This window comes from Serratia sp. YC16, assembly GCF_009707615.1.
GTDB lineage: Bacteria > Pseudomonadota > Gammaproteobacteria > Enterobacterales > Enterobacteriaceae > Serratia > Serratia surfactantfaciens.
This window is the reverse complement of sequence record NZ_WLYN01000003.1, coordinates 391,481-408,538: the sequence shown is the minus strand read 5'-3', so window position 1 is coordinate 408,538 and position 17,058 is coordinate 391,481. Positions and strand designations below refer to the sequence as shown.

At 61.7% G+C, this 17,058-nt stretch carries 21 protein-coding genes; 6 read left to right on the top strand and 15 right to left on the bottom strand.

Features of this window, described 5'->3' with window-relative positions; all coding sequences use genetic code 11:
- Positions 1-116 precede the first annotated feature (116 nt).
- Positions 117-500: a hypothetical protein gene (locus tag GKN89_RS13800; protein ID WP_154747201.1), complete on the top strand. Its 384-nt coding sequence runs from the start codon at positions 117-119 to the stop codon at positions 498-500.
- A 39-nt stretch (positions 501-539) separates the two neighbouring features.
- The gene (locus GKN89_RS13795; protein ID WP_154747200.1) at positions 540-770 is read left to right on the top strand and encodes a hypothetical protein; all 231 of its coding nucleotides are present in this window, start codon (positions 540-542) and stop codon (positions 768-770) included.
- A gap of 37 nt (positions 771-807) precedes the next feature.
- Here GKN89_RS13795 and GKN89_RS13790 read toward each other — a convergent pair whose 3' ends face one another.
- Together GKN89_RS13790 and GKN89_RS13785 are read right to left on the bottom strand one after the other, a co-directional pair.
- Positions 808-1,686: a U32 family peptidase gene (locus tag GKN89_RS13790; protein ID WP_063918029.1), complete on the bottom strand. Its 879-nt coding sequence runs from the start codon at positions 1,684-1,686 to the stop codon at positions 808-810.
- Between the two features lie 11 nt (positions 1,687-1,697).
- On the bottom strand, positions 1,698-2,693 hold the full coding sequence (locus GKN89_RS13785; protein WP_154747199.1) for a peptidase U32 family protein: 996 nt from the start codon (positions 2,691-2,693) through the stop codon (positions 1,698-1,700).
- A gap of 252 nt (positions 2,694-2,945) precedes the next feature.
- On the opposite strand from GKN89_RS13785, the gene GKN89_RS13780 reads away from it, so the two are divergent.
- Together GKN89_RS13780 and GKN89_RS13775 are read left to right on the top strand one after the other, a co-directional pair.
- Positions 2,946-3,473: an SCP2 domain-containing protein gene (locus GKN89_RS13780; protein WP_019453327.1), complete on the top strand. Its 528-nt coding sequence runs from the start codon at positions 2,946-2,948 to the stop codon at positions 3,471-3,473.
- The gene (locus GKN89_RS13775) at positions 3,467-3,970 is read left to right on the top strand and encodes a GNAT family N-acetyltransferase (protein WP_154747198.1); all 504 of its coding nucleotides are present in this window, start codon (positions 3,467-3,469) and stop codon (positions 3,968-3,970) included. Before GKN89_RS13780 ends, GKN89_RS13775 begins: the two co-directional genes overlap by 7 nt.
- Here GKN89_RS13775 and GKN89_RS13770 read toward each other — a convergent pair.
- From GKN89_RS13770 to speFL, 4 genes are all read right to left on the bottom strand, one after another.
- Positions 3,957-4,262: a GIY-YIG nuclease family protein gene (locus GKN89_RS13770; RefSeq protein WP_139291246.1), complete on the bottom strand. Its 306-nt coding sequence runs from the start codon at positions 4,260-4,262 to the stop codon at positions 3,957-3,959. The genes GKN89_RS13775 and GKN89_RS13770 overlap by 14 nt on opposite strands.
- Positions 4,263-4,348: 86 nt before the next feature.
- Positions 4,349-5,665 carry a putrescine-ornithine antiporter gene (gene potE, locus GKN89_RS13765; RefSeq protein WP_154747197.1) on the bottom strand — a complete coding sequence of 439 codons (1,317 nt, stop codon included), beginning with the start codon at positions 5,663-5,665 and terminating at the stop codon, positions 4,349-4,351.
- 62 nt (positions 5,666-5,727) lie between these two features.
- On the bottom strand, positions 5,728-8,058 hold the full coding sequence (locus GKN89_RS24520; RefSeq protein ID WP_195934012.1) for an ornithine decarboxylase: 2,331 nt from the start codon (positions 8,056-8,058) through the stop codon (positions 5,728-5,730).
- 273 nt (positions 8,059-8,331) lie between these two features.
- Entirely contained in the window at positions 8,332-8,436 is a 105-nt protein-coding gene (gene speFL, locus GKN89_RS13755; RefSeq protein ID WP_004933443.1) for a leader peptide SpeFL, read from the bottom strand.
- A 433-nt stretch (positions 8,437-8,869) separates the two neighbouring features.
- On the opposite strand from speFL, the gene GKN89_RS13750 reads away from it, so the two are divergent.
- Together GKN89_RS13750 and GKN89_RS13745 are read left to right on the top strand one after the other, a co-directional pair.
- On the top strand, positions 8,870-9,310 hold the full coding sequence (locus GKN89_RS13750) for a YhbP family protein (protein WP_015376428.1): 441 nt from the start codon (positions 8,870-8,872) through the stop codon (positions 9,308-9,310).
- Between the two features lie 30 nt (positions 9,311-9,340).
- Positions 9,341-9,973 (top strand): NAD(P)H-binding protein, encoded by a 633-nt coding sequence (locus tag GKN89_RS13745; RefSeq protein ID WP_063918033.1) that lies wholly within the window; start codon positions 9,341-9,343, stop codon positions 9,971-9,973.
- Here GKN89_RS13745 and phnP read toward each other — a convergent pair.
- Genes phnP through phnH form a run of 9 tightly spaced genes read right to left on the bottom strand, consistent with a single transcriptional unit; the run spans position 9,930 to position 17,057 of the window.
- On the bottom strand, positions 9,930-10,712 hold the full coding sequence (phnP, locus tag GKN89_RS13740) for a phosphonate metabolism protein PhnP (RefSeq protein WP_154747195.1): 783 nt from the start codon (positions 10,710-10,712) through the stop codon (positions 9,930-9,932). The two genes, GKN89_RS13745 and phnP, sit on opposite strands and share 44 nt — an antisense overlap.
- Positions 10,713-10,724: 12 nt before the next feature.
- The gene (locus GKN89_RS13735) at positions 10,725-11,327 is read right to left on the bottom strand and encodes a DapH/DapD/GlmU-related protein (RefSeq protein WP_154747194.1); all 603 of its coding nucleotides are present in this window, start codon (positions 11,325-11,327) and stop codon (positions 10,725-10,727) included.
- Complete coding sequence (gene phnN, locus GKN89_RS13730) at positions 11,324-11,893, bottom strand: ribose 1,5-bisphosphokinase (RefSeq protein WP_154747193.1); 570 nt, start codon at positions 11,891-11,893, stop codon at positions 11,324-11,326. Before phnN ends, GKN89_RS13735 begins: the two co-directional genes overlap by 4 nt.
- Positions 11,893-13,029, bottom strand: coding sequence for an alpha-D-ribose 1-methylphosphonate 5-triphosphate diphosphatase (gene phnM, locus GKN89_RS13725; protein ID WP_004933428.1), 1,137 nt, complete (start codon positions 13,027-13,029; stop codon positions 11,893-11,895). Before phnM ends, phnN begins: the two co-directional genes overlap by 1 nt.
- A complete protein-coding gene (phnL, locus tag GKN89_RS13720) occupies positions 13,029-13,733 on the bottom strand; it encodes a phosphonate C-P lyase system protein PhnL (RefSeq protein WP_154747192.1) in 705 nt (234 codons plus the stop codon). Before phnL ends, phnM begins: the two co-directional genes overlap by 1 nt.
- A gap of 16 nt (positions 13,734-13,749) precedes the next feature.
- Positions 13,750-14,538, bottom strand: coding sequence for a phosphonate C-P lyase system protein PhnK (gene phnK, locus GKN89_RS13715; RefSeq protein WP_019453318.1), 789 nt, complete (start codon positions 14,536-14,538; stop codon positions 13,750-13,752).
- Positions 14,538-15,398, bottom strand: coding sequence for an alpha-D-ribose 1-methylphosphonate 5-phosphate C-P-lyase PhnJ (locus GKN89_RS13710; protein WP_063991585.1), 861 nt, complete (start codon positions 15,396-15,398; stop codon positions 14,538-14,540). Before GKN89_RS13710 ends, phnK begins: the two co-directional genes overlap by 1 nt.
- Positions 15,391-16,476, bottom strand: coding sequence for a carbon-phosphorus lyase complex subunit PhnI (locus GKN89_RS13705; protein ID WP_154747191.1), 1,086 nt, complete (start codon positions 16,474-16,476; stop codon positions 15,391-15,393). The genes GKN89_RS13710 and GKN89_RS13705 overlap by 8 nt, the downstream gene beginning before the upstream one ends.
- Positions 16,476-17,057, bottom strand: coding sequence for a phosphonate C-P lyase system protein PhnH (phnH, locus tag GKN89_RS13700; RefSeq protein WP_154747190.1), 582 nt, complete (start codon positions 17,055-17,057; stop codon positions 16,476-16,478). The genes GKN89_RS13705 and phnH overlap by 1 nt, the downstream gene beginning before the upstream one ends.
- Between the last annotated feature and the right edge of the window lies 1 nt (position 17,058).

Sequence of the window (17,058 nt, the reverse complement as noted above, 5' to 3'; positions counted from 1 at the left end):
TGCCTTTATTATTTCATATTATCTATGTATTTAATTTGTTTTGTTTTGTTTAGTTGGTTGCTGGTTTTTTTTGATTTTTTATCTTTCCTTTGGTAATTATAATTGCCGATAGATTTATGGAATTAATGGTCGGCGTTAATTTTATCTGTAACGTGTTATTTAAAGGATGGAATAATATGTCAACAATAAGAACGCTTACATTTGACGAGATGAAACTGATTGGCGGTTGTGGCGATGGGCATAACGGCGGCGATCGTGACAGCCCAAGCAGAGGTGCACCAAACTCTTGTGCCAATCAGGTTGGAATGGGCATTATCATTGGCGCATTTACCGGTTTTTCCGGCGGCCCGCCAGGGATGATAGGCATGGCAGTTGCCGGCGGCTTGATGGGGGCAGTTTCTTGCGCAGATAACAGCCCAGCAAGAAGCAATAAGAATAACGATGGTGCTTTGGGAGGCAATAAAAATGCCAATAGTGTTAATGGGCAGTGTCGCCGGTGATGTGAGTGTCGTTTCTGGGGCATCAAAATAGAGGTTAGAATGATGGCCAATAAACGGCTGGTCAACCTGCTTTGCAATATGGTGGCCTTAACATTGAGCATATTGCTTATTTCGTTCTCCTCACTGCATATTATTTCATACGGAGAACATTTGGCAGATGCGGCCATTGCGGTTTTCACATATTTTGGTATCAGAAGCTGCTGTCTGATGGGGGTAAGCTTATTCCAGTGGTTCCACGGTGGGAATAATCGCATTCCTCTTGATAAATAAACCATGCCGGCAGCGTCTGCTGCCGGCATTGTCTTTGCTAAGATACCAACTCCAGCCCTGCCACCCGGCGCCAGTAACCGTTGCAGTCGGCGTGATCGGTCAAGGCCAGCGGCTGCTCGCCGCGTTCGTTGGCGCGGAAGGCGTCGATTTGCGCCAGCGTCTCGGCGCCCTGCGGCGATAGCCGCACGATGTCCACCAGCCCTTGCATGCTCGGCAGCTCGTTGCCGAGGTTGTAGCAGTAACCGCTCATGGTCTGGATGCCGTTGAGCACGAACACCTGCTGTTGCTCCTGGGAGCGCATCATGCGGCCCTGCGGATATTTGATGCAGCAGGTTTCGCACTCGTCCTTGCCGCGGTTCTCCGAGCGGGCGGTGAAGCAGCGCGCCGAATAGGCCAGCGGCAGATGGCCGTAGCTCAGCACCTCCACCTCGAAGTCGTGGCGGAAGCCCAGCTCGTCGCACTGCGTCAGCAGGTTGGCCAGCCAGTCGCGGGATAACTCGACCGGCATGCACCAGCGCACCATGCCCTGGCGGCGCAGCAGGCGCAGCGTATAGGCGTTGTAGCAGTTCAGCGCATGGCCGGCGACGAACGGCAAACCGCGTTCCGCTGCCATGTTCACCGCGCCCAGATCGTTGGCTTCAAGCAGGAACTCGCCGTTCTCCACATAGCGTTTCAGCTCATTCAGCTCGGACGGCGCCTGCAGCAGCGCCAGCGTGGAGATCACTACCTGTTTGCCGCTGCGGGCGATTTCGCGCGCCAGCGCCAGCCAATCGCCGACCTTCATCTCGCGCCGTTTGGTGCAGACGCTCTCGCCGAGGTAAATGATGTCGGCGCTGCTCTCCGCTGCCTGTTGATAGAACGCCGCGATGTCGGTTTTCGGCCAGTAGTAGAGTACCGGCCCCAGTGCGTATTTCATGTTTCCTCCGGCTACTGCCATTTGCGGTGATAGGCGCCCAGCGTGGTCTGGGTGCCTTCGGACATCGCGCCCAGCGTCTCCATCCAGGCGGCGTCGGCACGGTAGGCGGCGGGATTGGCCTGGCAACGATCGATCGCCTGGCGCCAGACACGCGCCACCTGGCTGACGTAAGCCGGGCTGCGCTGGCGGCCTTCGATCTTCACCGAGGCGATGTTGGCGGCCAGCAGCTCCGGCAGCAGCTCCAGCGTATTGAGGCTGGTGGGCTCTTCCAGCGCGTGGTAGCGCACGTCGTCCACCAGATAGCGGCCCTTGCACAGCGTCGGGTAACCGGCGTTTTCATGATCCTGGTAGCGATCGATCAGCACGTCGTTCAGGCGCGACTCCATGCCCTGCGGGGTTTGCTGCCAGCGCACGAAACGCGCCGGCGAACAGGCGCCGACGGTGTTCGGCGACTCGCCGGTCAGGTAGGAAGAGAGATAGCAGCGCCCCTCGGCCATGATGCACAGGCTGCCGAAGGCGAACACTTCCAGCGGCACCGGGCTGGTGCGCGACAGCTGTTTCACCTGATGCATCGACAGCACGCGCGGCAGCACCACCCGGCCCACCTCGAAGTTGCGCTGATAAAAACGGATCGCCTCCTCGTTGGTGGCGGAAGCCTGCACCGAAACGTGGCGCTCCAGCTGTGGGTAGCGCTGGGCGGCGTATTCCAGCATCGCCAGATCCGCCAGAATCAGCGCGTCGGCGCCCAGTTGGGCCGCCATATCCACCGCGCGCTGCCAGCGGGCGTAGCCGTCGGGATGGGCGAAGGTGTTGATGGCGATATGCAATTTGCGGCCGTGGCGATGCACGTAATCAACCGCTTCCTGCAGCTTTTTCTCGGTGAAGTTGAGGCCGGCGAAGTGGCGCGCGTTGGTATCGTCTTTCAGACCGATGTAAACGGCGTCGGCGCCGTTATCCACCGCGGCCTTCAGGGCCGGCAGGTTGCCGGCGGGACAAAGCAGCTCCATAGATTTATCCTGGCTTAGCCGTACGCCCGGCCGGGCGCACGCTGTCTTTAAAGGTTGCCGACGGCGGTGTTCCGCCGGCAAACGCGATTTGGGGAGGCCATTTTAGGCAAAGGGGCACGCACAGGTTTTGATTTGGGGCAGCTTATGGCGTATTGATAAACATGGCGGTGAAATGCACTATTTGTTGATATAGACCGCTGAAGCCGCGCGCCAGTGTGGCAAAATAGCGGTAGTCCGTATTGAAAGGAGTGGATGACCGTGTTGGAACAACTACGAGCACGCCTTGTGCGCCAGGGGCCGTCGCTGCTGCGCGTCCCGCTGAAATTCACGCCGTTCGCTCTGCAGCGCCAACTGCTGCAGCAGGTGCTGAGCTGGCAGTTCCGCCAGGCGTTGGCGGATGGCGATCTGGAATTTCTCGAATCGCGCTGGTTGAAGATCGAAGTTCGCGATCTGGCACTACACTGGTTTATGACGGTAGAAAACGACAAACTGGTAGTCAGCCAGCACGCCGAAGCGGACGTCAGCTTCAGCGGCGACGCCAACGATCTGATCCTGATCGCGGCGCGCAAGCAAGATCCGGATACGCTGTTCTTTCAGCGTCGGCTGCAGATTGAAGGGGATACCGAATTGGGCCTGTATGTGAAAAATTTGATGGACGCCATCGAGCTGGAAAGCATGCCTGCGCCGCTGCGCATGGGGTTGCTGCAGTTGGCTGATTTTGTCGAAGCAGGGCTGCAGGAGGGCACGGCGTCGGCTTCCCGTGTGGCGGTATCATGCTGATCCGCGTAGAGATCCCGGTAGACGCAGCGGGCATCGACGCCTTGCTGCGCCGCGCCTTTGGCCGCGACGACGAAGCCGATCTGGTGCAGCAGCTGCGCGAAGACGGCCTGCTGACGCTGGGCGTGGTCGCCACTGACGACGAAGGCGGGGTAGTGGGTTACGCCGCGTTCAGCCCGGTGGATGTGGCCGGCGAAGATCGCCAATGGGTGGCGCTGGCGCCGCTGGCGGTAGACGAAAGCCTGCGCCGTCAGGGGCTGGCTGAAAAGCTGGTGTACGAAGGCTTGGATTCGCTGAACGAATTCAGCTACGCCGCGGTGGTGGTGCTGGGCGATCCGGCCTACTACGGCCGCTTCGGCTTTAAACCGGCTGCCTCCTATGGCTTGAACTGCCGCTGGCCGGGCACGGAAAGCGCGTTTCAGGTGTATCCGCTGGCGGAAGACGCCCTGAATGGCGTCAGCGGCGAAGTGGCTTTTTCGGCGCCGTTTAATCGCTTTTAACCACCGGCAACAAATACTCCAACGACAGCGGCGGGTGATTCACCAGCCGCTCTTTTTGTATTTTGCTCAGCTGTTTGACGCGGTATTCCAGCTTCAGCGCCGTTGAGCGATCCCCCACCTGGCAGTGAAACGCCAGCGTCAGCTCCCCTTTGCCGCGCAGCGCCTTGGCGCCTTTGCCGGCCTGATGCTGCGCCAGGCGGCGCGCCACGTCGGTGGTGATGCCGGTATACAGCATGCCGCTCGGTAAACGCAGCATATAGAGGTGCCAGGGAGTGGGGGAGGTGTCGGTCATCGTACGCCGTTTTGGTGGCCAGGGTCGGCGTATGATGGCATGTTCGCCATCACAATCCCATCCCCGGCCGCCGGTGCCTTACCGCTTTACCCCTTTTTTCCCGCCAGCTCGAAGCGCGGCGAAACGATGCCGTACAGCGTCCAGCCGAGGAAGGTGGCGATGGCGCCCCACATCATCGCTTCTTCACCGGAGCTGTAGAGCGCGTAGAAGCTGTACAGCGCGCCGATGCCGGCGATGATATTGGCGATGCGCGCCTTGTTGTCCGGCACCTTCGCCACTTTCTGAATAATGACCAACGCCGCCATCGACAGGATGTACGGGATGATGTTGGTCACCACCGCCAGGTTCACCAGCACGTTGAACTGCTTGTTCAACGACGGGCTGATGGTCATCAGCGACAAACCGCTCTGGATGACGACGATGGTCAGCATGCCTTTAACCGGCGCATCGGCCTTGCTCAGCTTGGAGAAGATTTTCGGGAAGAAGCCGCTGTCGGCGGAGGATTTGAACACCTGCGCGATGGTGAACTGCCAGCCGAGCAGCGAGCCGACGCAGGACATCACCATCAACGCCATGATGATCTTGCCGACCGTCGGGTTGAACATGTGGGAGAACGCCAGCCCGAACGGGGCGGTGGAGTTGGCCAGATCCATGTTCGGCACGATGCCGGCGATCACGTTGGTCGAAACGATATAGATCACCGCCGCGCTGAGGGTGCCGCCCAGTACGGCGATCGGCACGTTGCGCTCCGGGTTTTCCACCACGTCGGTGTTGGCGCAGGCGGATTCCAGCCCCAGGAACGCCCACAGGGTCATTGAGATGGAGGCGCCGATGGCTTCGAAGGTCGGCACCTGATGCGGGTTCCAGGCGGCGACGTAGGCGCTGCCGCTGAACCAGTACCAGCCGACGATCGAGATGCCCACCACCGGAATGATCACGCCCCAGACGGTAATGCCGCTGATTTTGCCGGTGATGCGCGCGCCACCGAAGTTGGCAACGGTCGCCAGCCACAGCACGCCGATGGTGGCGATGCAGATCCCGAGCGGGCTGAGCGTGGTGTCGAACAGCTCGGTGCCGTAGCCGACGGCGGAAATGGCGATGGCGATGTTGGCGATCAGCAGCGAAACGCCGTAGGTGTAGTTCGCCATAAAGTTGCCTGATTTACCGAAGGCATACTCGGCGTAGCCGCCCATGCCGCCGGATTTACGGCTGAACATGCCGCATTTGGCGAAGGCGTAGGCCAGCGCCATCGAGCCGACGGCGGTCACCAGCCAGGAAACGATCGAAATCGTGCCCACTTCGGCCAGCTTGGTCGGCAGCATAATTATGCCGGAACCCATCATATTCACGGCGGTCAGGATCGTTAATTGCACGACCCCCATTTTATTATTGGACTTACTCATGATCATTTTCTCTTTTAGGATGCGATCCGGGCGGCGAGAATAATCGCCGCCCCGTAAGGTGATTAATTTTTCATGACGTAGCCGTAAGCGCGGTTCCAGCCATCCTCATCCTGTTGGATATAAACGCCCTGCAATTCCGGTGCGAATCCCGGCAATAAGTTGATGCCTTCTTCCAGTGCCAGGAAATAACGCTGCGCGGCGCCGCCCCAAATTTCACCGGGCACCACGCACAGCACGCCTGGTGGGTAAGGCAGGGCGCCTTCGGCGGCGATACGGCCCTCGGCCTTGGCCAGCGACACCAATTCCACATTGCCGCGCACGAACTCGGTATTGGCGTCCTGCGGGTTCATCACCACGCGTGGGAAATAGCTTTTGCGGAACATCTCTTTTTGCAGTTCTTTAACGTCGTAGCTGACGTAAAGGTCGTGCATTTCCTGGCACAGCTGGCGGATGGTGTAGTTTTTGTAGCGCTGCTGGTGGTTTTTATAGACCGCAGGCAGCACCTCGCTGAGCAGGGAGTTTTGCTCGATGTGCTTCTCGAAGCGGGCGATCAGGGCCACCAGGTGCTGCATCTTGGCGATGTCTTCCGCCGGCGTCAGCAGGAACAGGATCGAGTTGAGATCGCATTTTTCCGGCACGATGCCGTTTTCGCGCAGGTAGTTGGCCAGAATGGTCGCCGGGATGCCGAACTCGCTGTAGCTGCCGGTGGCGGTATCGATGCCCGGCGTGGTGAGCAGCAGTTTGCACGGATCGACGAAATACTGCGATTCGGCATAGCCTTCAAAGGCGTGCCATTTCTCGCCGGGCACGAAGTTGAAGAAGCGCAGATCGTTGGCCATCGCCGCGGTGTCATAGGCCTGCCACGGCTTGCCGTCGATCTGATCCGGCACGAACGGTTTGATCATCGTGCAGGTATCCAGCAGCATTTTGCGCGCTTCGATGCCCACGCGCACGCACTCCTGCCACAGGCGCTGGCCGCTTTTGCCCTCGTGCATCTTGGCGTTGACGTCCAGCGCGGCAAACAGCGGGTAGAACGGGCTGGTGGAGGCGTGCAGCATAAAGGCGTTGTTGAAGCGCTTGTGGTTGCAGTAGCGGCTCTGCCCCTTGATGTGCTTGTCTTTTTTGTGGATCTGCGAGGTCTGCGAGAACCCGGCCTGCTGTTTGTGCACCGACTGGGTGACGATGATGCCGGGATCGTTTTCGTTCAGTTCCAGCAGCAGCGGCGAGCAGTCTTTCATCATCGGAATGAACTGCTCATAGCCCACCCAGGCGGAGTCGAACAGGATGTAGTCGCACAGGTGGCCAATCTTGTCGACCACCTGACGGGCGTTGTAGATGNACTGGGTGACGATGATGCCGGGATCGTTTTCGTTCAGTTCCAGCAGCAGCGGCGAGCAGTCTTTCATCATCGGAATGAACTGCTCATAGCCCACCCAGGCGGAGTCGAACAGGATGTAGTCGCACAGGTGGCCAATCTTGTCGACCACCTGACGGGCGTTGTAGATGGTGCCGTCGTAGGTGCCGAGCTGGATGATCGCCAGGCGGAACGGGCGAGCCTCGTTGGCGCGTTCCGGCGCCACTTCGCGGATCTGCTGGCGCAGGTAGCGTTCGTCGAAGCAGTGCGCGTCGATGCCGCCGATAAAGCCGAACGGGTTGCGGGCGGTTTCCAGATACACCGGCGTGGCACCGGCCTGGATCAACGCGCCGTGGTGGTTGGATTTATGGTTGTTGCGGTCGAACAGCACCAGGTCGCCGCGCGTCAGCAGGGCGTTGGTCGCCACCTTGTTCGAGGCCGAGGTGCCGTTGAGCACGAAGTAAGTCTTGTCGGCGTTGAACACCTTGGCAGCGTGCTGCTGCGCGGCGCAAGGCGCGCCTTCGTGGATCAACAGGTCGCCCAGTTTGACGTCGGCGTTGCACATGTCGGAGCGGAAAAGCGTTTCGCCGTAGAAGTCGAAGAACTGGCGGCCCGCCGGGTGTTTGCGGAAGAACTCGCCGCCCTGGTGGCCGGGGCAGGCGAAGGTGGCGTTGCCCATTTCTACGTATTGCGTCAGCGTGTTGAAGAACGGCGGCAGCAGCTCGCTCTCATATTTGGCGGCGGCGGCCTCCAGCTGTTTGCCGTAGAACTGGGTATTCTTGCCGCACAGTTCAAACACGCCGTGCAGCGCCGGCAAGACGGCGTTATCCAGCTCTTCTTCGCAGCAGACGGCGACGAACAGCGGGATGTTCAGGCCGTGTTCTTCGATGCGCGTCACCATGCCTTGCGCGACGTCGTCTACCGACAGCACGATGGCGGCGACGTCATTGAAATCGCTGTGATGCACATCGACGATGTCGCGTTCAGTTTCAAAGCAGCCGAGGGTTTGGGTGTTGGCGGCAATTTTTAATTTTTTCATTTTTCTCATTCTTCAGGTAAAGGCAGTCCGCCGGCAAATAATTCCATTTGCCGTTAACGCCTTCACGAAAATAAAGGTGTGCGAGAACCCAGTGATGCCGAAAGGCATTAACTGTGTTCGTTGTTTTATTTGGCTTGGATGCGCTTGGCCGAAATTAAAAATGCATTGCGTGTCCTTCCCGGTTAGCGAGAAAGAGACATTATCACCGGAGTGCGGAGAATAAAGTGAAACGCAAAGACACTCTTATCAACGGCGTAAGAGCGAAGGGGAGGGTTATCTGTAGTTGAAGAATGCGAAGCTAAAGCAGCTGCGATGAGCCATCATCATAATATGGGTTGTACGCCTGATGTGTGCCATTTTTCGGTTATTGTTTTCCATTTTCTAATCCACCTTGCTGAGTGAAAAGATGGCGCTATTTTAGCGCAAGATTCGCTGAAAATCGTGATGAGAATCACATAAATGCCGGTTTTGATAAATAACTATTCACCGGTTATGCAATGTGTTGCATAAGTATCATCCGGGTGCAGAGGTTGGCATGTAAATGAATTGCTAATGTTCGCGAGCCCTGAACGCTTAATTTCAATGGCGCTCGGGAAGGAATAAAAAAAGCGGTCAAATAACCGGCTGCATAACGATCAAATAAATCTGTATTGTGTTATTTATGTTATCAACCTGCTTTATGCTGAAATAAATAAAAATTCACTATCTGTGTTTTTATATTCATTTTTGTTTTTTGGCGATTATCGTTATTTGTGACTCGCTTCAACAACGCAGGGTAAGATGAGGCGAGTGAACAGGGAGGCGATTGACCTTGAATACCCCAGAACAACGGCAGCAGATTGCGGATTTCATCGGTAAGCAACACGTCTTGACGCTGTGCGCCGGCGACGGCCTCGACATGTGGTGCGCCAATTGTTTTTACGTGTTCGACGCCGCGACGATGGCGCTGTGGCTGATGACCGAACCGCACACCCGCCACGGCGGGCTGATGCTGAACAACGGCCGGGTGGTCGGTACCATCGCGCCGAAACCGAAAAGCATCGCGCTGATCCGCGGCGTACAGTACCGCGCCGAGGCGGTGCTGCTGAGCGGCGAAGAGGCCGAGGCGGCGCGCGCGCGTTACTGCAAGCGTTTCCCGATCGCCAGGGCGATGAAGGCCTCGGTTTGGCGGCTGGATCTGCACGAGGTGAAGATGACCGACAACACACTGGGCTTCGGCAAGAAGCTGCACTGGGCGCGGTCTATACTTTAAGTCGACGTATTGATTACAACGGGAGATCGCATGGCGCGAGCACTGTTAGTCGGCGCAACCGGGCTGGTGGGGCGCGAGTTGTTGCAACGGTTGCAAAACGATCCGCAGATAACGGCCATCGTGGCACCGACGCGCACGCCGCTGCCGCCGCACGGCAAGCTGACCAATCCGGTCGGCGACGCGCTGTTCGAGTTACTGAGTAGCCTGCAACAGCCGGTCGATTTGGTGTTCTGCTGCCTGGGCACCACCCGCCAGGCAGCGGGCAGCGCCGATGCCTTCCGCTATGTCGATTACCAGTTGGTGGTGGAGAGCGCGCTGACCGGCCGCCGGTTGGGGGCGCAGCACTGTCTGGTGGTGAGCGCGCTGGGCGCCAACGCGGATTCCACCTTCTTGTATAACCGCACCAAAGGCGAGATGGAGCAGGCGCTGCGCGAACAGCACTGGCCGCGCCTGACGCTGGTGCGGCCTTCCATGCTGGTGGGGGATCGCCCTGCGCCGCGCCTGATGGAGCGCCTCACGCTGCCGCTGTTCAGGCTGTTGCCCGGCAAATGGCGGGCGGTCGCCGCCAAAGACGTGGCGCAAACGCTGCTGCAACAGGCGTTCACGCCGGGTGAAGGGGTCAGGGTGCTGGAGTCGGATCGGCTGCACTGCTACCGAGGCTGACGCTGAGGTGATCGAACGCCAGCTCCAGCCCGGCGGGCAGTTCGTGGTCCAGTAGCCACCGATCGAGATGATGGCTGATGTGCGTCAGCAGCGTGCGTTTGGGCTGCAGCAAGCGCTGCGTCTCCTGCGCGCGGGTCAGATCGTTGTGGTTGCGCGGCGCCTGCGGCTGAGGCGGCAGGCTGCAATCGAGCACCAGCAGATCCAGCGCCACGTTCTGCAGATAGTCGGCGGTGGCCGGCGGCAGGCCGACGGTGTCGGTCAGGTAGGCCAGTGAAGCGCCCGCCGCCTGGATCAGATAGCCGTGGGTCAGTTTGGAGTGTTGCAGCGGCAGCGGGGTGATACGCATGCCGCCCAGCTCGACGGTGGCGAAGGGCGCCAGCGGCGGCTGAAACGCCAGAATGCCGGGGTGTTTGAACAGATCGTCGCAGCCCTGTTCATCCGGCGGGCCATATACCGGAATGGAATTTCCGCACCCCCAACGCAAAGGAAATAACCCCTGAACGTGATCCATGTGGTAATGTGTCAGTAAAAAACGTTGAATTTGCCCCGCCGAAAATCGCCGCTCCAAAGCCGGTAATCCCGCATCCAATAAGGTCGTTTCCCCCTGATAGTTGAGCATGGCGCTGCACGCTCGCCGCCGAAATGCCGGCTCGCGCCGCGCCCGTTGGCAGATCGGGCAGTCGCAGCCGAACACCGGCACCTGCTGCGCGCCGCCGGTGCCGAGAAAGGTCAGTTGCATCGCTCCCCTCCGTTAAAGGTACTGCTGCGCAAAGCGGTTGATGTCGCGAAAATCCGCCAGCCGCGCCTGCAGCGTAGCGTGATCCCAGTGCCACCACTGGCTGCGTTCGATGCGTTCTATCAGCACGTCGTCAAAGCGCATGCCGATCTTTTTGGCCGCCACGCCGGCGACGATGCTGTACGGCTCCACGTCCTTGGTGACCACCGCCGCGCTGCCGATCACTGCGCCGTTGCCGACGCTGACGCCCGGCATCAGGATGGCGTTATGGCCGATCCACACGTCGTGGCCGACGGTAACGTGGTGCTCGCGCCGCCAGTCGAAGAACGCCGCGTCATCTTCCCCCAGCCCGTATTCGGAAGCGCGGTAGGTGAAGTGGTGCTGCGCGATGCGCTGGTAGGTCGGGTGGTTGCCGGGATTGATGCGCGCATAGGAGGCGATGGAGACGAACTTGCCGATAGTGGCGTAAAAGATCTGGTTGTGCCCGGCGGTGTAGGAGTAGTCCCCCATCTCCACCTCTTCCAGGATCGCATCGTCGGCCAGGTGCACATACTGGCCGAGCCGGGTGCGGTTAAGGGTCACGTTGTCGCCGATTTTCGGCTGGGCGAAGTCGTTCATGGCGTCGCGTCCTGAGTTTGTCGGGTAGTGGTCGGCAACAGCGCCAGCAGCGCCGCCAGGGTGTCGTCGAGTGGGCCGTCGTTGTGCAGCACCCGGCAGCCGGCGGGCAGACTCTGCTGATATTCCGCCGCCCGCGCCAGCCGCTGCTCGACCTGTTCGGCGCTTTCTCGTCCGCGATCCTGCAGGCGCTGGCGCAGGATCGCGGCGCTGACCTGCAGGCACACCGGCAGCAGCTGCGCCCCATAGCGCTGCTGCGCCTGCGGCAGGTGGGCGCGTGAACCGTTGACCGCCACGTCGATCCCCTGCAGCAGCCAAAGATCCACCTCGATCCCAAACGCGTAGCGCTGCTGGTGCGCCTGCCAGTCGAGCGCGAACAGCCCCTTGGCGCGGCGGCGCAGAAATTCCGGTTCGCTCAGCGCGATGTGATTCTCGCAGCCGGCGTCCGCCGGCCGGGTGATATAGCGGTGCGCCACCAGCGGCGCGCGGTCGGCGTCGGCCCGCAGCGCGGCCAGCAGGCTGTCCTTGCCTGCGCCGGAAGGCCCCATCAGATAGATGAGCCGCGCCATCAGAACACCTGCCTGCCCTGACGCCACACGTTCTGCACGTAAACGTGCTCGCCGTGCGGCCGTGCCAGCACCAGATCCGCCCGCAATCCTTCGGCGATGGTGCCGCGATCCTGCAGATCCAGCGCCCGCGCCGGGTTGCGGGTGATCATGCGCACCGCCTGGGGCAGATCGTAGGCGTTGCGCTCGTCCGCCGCGAGGCGAAACGCCGCGTCCAGCAAGCTGGCCGGGTAATAATCGGAAGAGAGAATGTCCAGCACGCCCAGCGCCGCCAGATGGTGCGCCGCCACGTTGCCGGAGTGGGAACCGCCGCGCACGATGTTCGGTGCGCCCATCAGTACCTGCAGGCCCTGCTGGTGCGAGGCGCGGGCGGCCGCCTCGGTGGTGGGGAACTCGGCAATCGCGCTGCCCAGCGCGCAGGATTCGGCCACGTGCGCGGCGGTGGCGTCGTCATGGCTGGCCAGCGAGATGCGGCGCGCGCGGCAGTGGGCGGCGATCGCCTCGCGGTTCGGTGCGGCCCAGCGGGCGGACAGGGCGACCTGCTGCTCCTCGTACTCGCTCATCTGCTGGTCGTTGAGGTGGTATTTGCCCTGATAATATTCGCGGTATTTTTCGCGTGAGGCGAACTGGCGCTGGCCCGGCGAGTGGTCCATCAGCGACACCAGCGACACGCCCGGCTTGTCCATCAGCTGTTCGAACAGTGGCAGGGTGCTCTCGTGCGGCAGTTCGCAGCGCAGGTGCAGCCGGTGCTCGGCGCGGTTCACCCCGGCGCGCTGGCTGTGGATCACCGCGTCGATCATCTTCTGCAGGTTTTCCAGCCGGTGGCCGCCGTCGCGCACGTCGCCGATCGCCACTGCGTCCAGCACCGTGGTGATGCCGTTGGCCACCATCAGCGCATCGTGGCTGCTCATCGCCGAATGGGCCGGCCAGTCGACGTTTGGGCGCGGGGTGAAAAACTTGTCCAGGTTGTCGGTATGCAGCTCGATCAGCCCCGGCAGCAGCCAGCCGCCGTCGCCGTCCAGCGCCTGCGGCAGCCGGCTTGGGCCGTCGGCGAAGCTGCGGATCACGCCGTCCTGCATCTCCAGCGAGCCTTGCACCACCTGGTCATCCAGCACCAGCTTAACGTTATTGACGATCATCAGAGGGCCTCCAGCGCCTGCGGCGCCTGCATGTCATAAAGCCGGTCGGCGACCTGTCGGCGGACGCCTTCATCGTGGAAAATGCCGACGATCGCCGCGCCGCGCGCCTTGGCGCGTTCGATAAGCTGCACCACCGCCGCGCTGTTGCGGCTGTCGAGCGAGGCGGTCGGTTCGTCCAGCAACAGAATGGGGTAATCGACGATAAAGCCGCGCGCGATGTTCACCCGCTGCTGTTCGCCGCCGGAGAAGGTGGACGGCGCCAGCGGCCACAGGCGCTGCGGCACGTTGAGCGCAGCGAGCAGCGCTTCGGCGCGTTCACGGCACTCGGCGCGCTCGACGCCCTGTTCCAGCAGCGGCTGCATCACCACCTCCAGCGCGCTGATGCGTGGGATCACCCGCAGGAACTGGCTGACCCAGCCCAGCGTATGGCGGCGCACCGCCAGAATCTGGCGCGCGTCGGCACTGACCATGTCCAGCCAGTCGCCCTGATGGTTGATCCAGGTATGGCCGCTGTCCGGCAGGTAGTTGGCGTACAGCGAGCGCAGCAGGGTGGATTTGCCGCTGCCGGAGTGGCCGTGCAGCACCACGCATTCGCCGCCGTGGACCGTCAGGTTGGCGTCGTGCAGCACCGGCAGACGGGTGCCGTACTGCTGATGCAGCACAAAGGTTTTACTGAGATGTTCAACTCGGATTTGCATAGTCATCTGTTATCGCCTTGGGTTACGACAGCACCGAAGAAACCAGCAGCTGGGTATAAGGATGGTGCGGATCGTCCAGCACCCGGTCGGTCAGGCCGCTCTCCACCACTTCGCCCTGTTTCATCACCAGCAGGCGGTGGGCCAGCAGCCGCGCCACGCCGAGATCGTGGGTGACGATCACCGCCGCCAGCTGCATCTCCACCACCAGATTGCGCAGTAGATCGAGCAGGCGCGCCTGCACCGACACGTCCAGCCCGCCGGTCGGCTCATCCATAAACACCAGCTTGGGGTGGGTGACCAGATTGCGGGCGATCTGCAGCCGCTGCTGCATGCCGCCGGAGAAGGTGGTCGGCAGATCGTCGAGGCGCGACAGCGGGATCTCGACGTCCTCCAGCCACTGGCCGGCCTGGCGGCGAATGTCGCCATAGTGGCGCTGGCCGATGGCCATCAGCCGCTCGCCTATGTTGCCGCCGGCGGAGACCTGCGGCCGCAGCCCGTCGAGAGGATGCTGATGCACCACGCCCCAGTCGGTGCGCAGCAGGCGGCGGCGATCGCTCTCCGCCATGGCGTACAGATCGTGTTCCTGGTCCGCCTGCGGGCGGTAAAGGATCTGCCCGTGCTGCGGCGCCAGCCGCGCCGAGATCGATTTCAGCAGCGTGGTTTTGCCGGAGCCGGATTCGCCGACGATGCCCAGCACTTCACCGGGGTAGATGTCGAACGACACGTCGCTGAAGCCCTTGCCGGGGGCGTACAGGTGGGTGAGCTGGTTCACCGACAGCAGCGGGGTGGTGCTCAAAGGGGTGGAAGTCATCAGTGCTGCGCCTCTTGCGAAGATTGCGCCAGCTGCTGCCGGCAGTAGTCGGTGTCCGAACAGACGAACATGCGGTTGCCCCGATCGTCGAGCACCACCTCGTCCAGGTAGCTGTGGCGCGAGCCGCACAGCGCGCAGGGTTCGTCCCACTGCTGCACGCTGAACGGATGATCGTCGAAGTCCAGGCTCTCCACCTTGGTGAATGGCGGCAGGGCGTAGATGCGTTTCTCGCGCCCGGCGCCGAACAGCTGCAGCGCCGGCATCATGTGCATTTTCGGGTTGTCGAATTTTGGGATCGGTGACGGATCCATCACGTAGCGATCGTTGACCTTCACCGGGTAGGCGTAGGTGGTGGCGATATGGCCGTAGCGCGCGATGTCCTCATACAGCTTCACCTGCATCACGCCGTACTCCTCCAGCGCGTGCATCTTGCGGGTCTCGGTTTCGCGCGGTTCGATAAAGCGCAGCGGCTCCGGGATCGGCACCTGATAGATCAGGATCTGGTCTTCGCGCAGCGCGGTTTCCGGAATTCGGTGACGGGTCTGGATTAGCGTAGCCTCCGGCGTGCGCTCGGTGGTTTCCACCCCGGCGACGCGCTGGAAGAAGCGGCGGATCGACACCGCGTTGGTGGTGTCGTCGGCGCCCTGGTCGATCACCTTCAACACGTCGGCGCGGCCGATGACGCTGGCGGTGAGCTGAATGCCGCCGGTGCCCCAGCCGTAGGGCATCGGCATCTCGCGGCCGCCGAACGGCACCTGATAGCCGGGGATCGCCACCGCCTTGAGGAGGGCGCGGCGGATCATGCGCTTGGTCTGCTCGTCCAGATAACCGAGGTTATAGCCGGTCAATACTTCACTCATCGCGGGCCTCCTGACGCTCGCTGTATTCCTGTCGCAGCCGCTTGAGCAGCTCCAGTTCGGCCTGGAAGTCGACGTAGTGCGGCAGCTTGAGATGGGAGACGAAGCCGGCGGCCTCGACGTTGTCGGCGTGGGCCAGCACGAACTCTTCGTCCTGCGCCGGGCCGGCGACGCCTTCGCCGTAGTCGGGGCTTTGCAATGCGCGGTCCACCAGCGCCATCGCCATCGCCTTGCGTTCGGCGCGGCCGAACACCAGCCCGTAACCGCGGGTGAAGTGCGGCGGATGGTCCTTGGGATCGACGAAGCCGTTGACCATTTCGCACTCGGTCAGCAGGATCTCGCCGATATCGATGGCGAAACCGAGCTCTTCAGGCACGATCTCCACCGAAACGTGGCCGGTGCGGATCTCGCCGGCGAACGGGTGGTTGCGGCCGTAGCCGCGCTGGGTGGCGTAGCCGAGCGCCAGCAGGAAGCCTTCGTCGCCGCGCACCAGCTGCTGCAGGCGCGCCGAGCGCGAGCAGGGGTAAACCGGCGGGTTGCGGGTGATGTCGTCCGGTGTGCTGCCGTCGTCCTGCTCTTCGCGCGCCAGCTGCTGGCGACACAACAGATCGAACACGTGGCTGCAGTTGTCCGGCAGCGGTTCGTCGGCCTGCGGCGCACGCGGCGCTTCGCCTTCCGCCAGCAGCGCGAAGTCCAGCAGCCGGTGGGTGTAGTCGTAGGTCGGCCCCAGCACCTGCCCGCCGGGCAAGTCCTTGTAAACCGCCGAGATGCGCCGCTCCAGCCGCATGTTTTTGCTGGCCAGTGGCTCGCTGACCGCCAGGCGCGGCAGGGTGGTGCGATAGGCGCGCAGCAGGAAAATCGCCTCCACCAGATCGCCGCTGGCCTGTTTGATGGCCAGCGCCGCCAGCTCGCGATCGTAGATGCCGCCTTCGGTCATCACCCGATCCACCGCCAGCCCCAGCTGCTGTTCGATTTGTTCCGCGCCGATCGCCGGCAGCGCCTCGTCGCCGCGCCGCAGCTGTTCCTGCAGCTGATGGGCGGCCTCAATGGCTTTTTCGCCCCCTTTTACCGCTACGTACATCAGCACACCTCCACGCGGGTGGTCCGCGGGATCGCCAGCAGGCGATCGCCGCAGGTCAGCAAAATATCCAGCCCCAGCGGGAAGCGCTGCGGACGGTTGACCAGATAATCCAGCAGCGCCGGCGGCAGGCGCGGTGCGATCAGGCGATGATTCTCGATGCCGGGGCCGGTCAGGCGCAGCACGGCGCCGTTCTCCAGCTCGGCGAGCTGCACCACCACCGTGGCGCCGCATTCCGGCGAGATTTCAGTGCCGTGCGGCAACGCCTGCAGATCGGTGGCCTGCAGGTGCTTATCGAACAGGGCAAAGCAGACCTCCTGCGCCGTGGCGGCCAGCGGCGCGCCGCTGTGAAAACGAATGTTGGTTAGCACTTGCTCACTATTGAGTGCAGCGCACAGCTGCAGCGGCGTTTCCTGATCGGCCAGCGTCAGCAGCGCGGCGGTGCTGGCGGCGTTCAGCGGCGCCCAGGCCGGGCCGTTCGGCAGCGTCACCCGGTGGCCCGGTTCGCTCAAGGCTTTAAGAATCAAACGGAAAGCGTGCTGCGATTGGTCTATCGGTTGTTCAAAACCGGTCAATAAACTCATG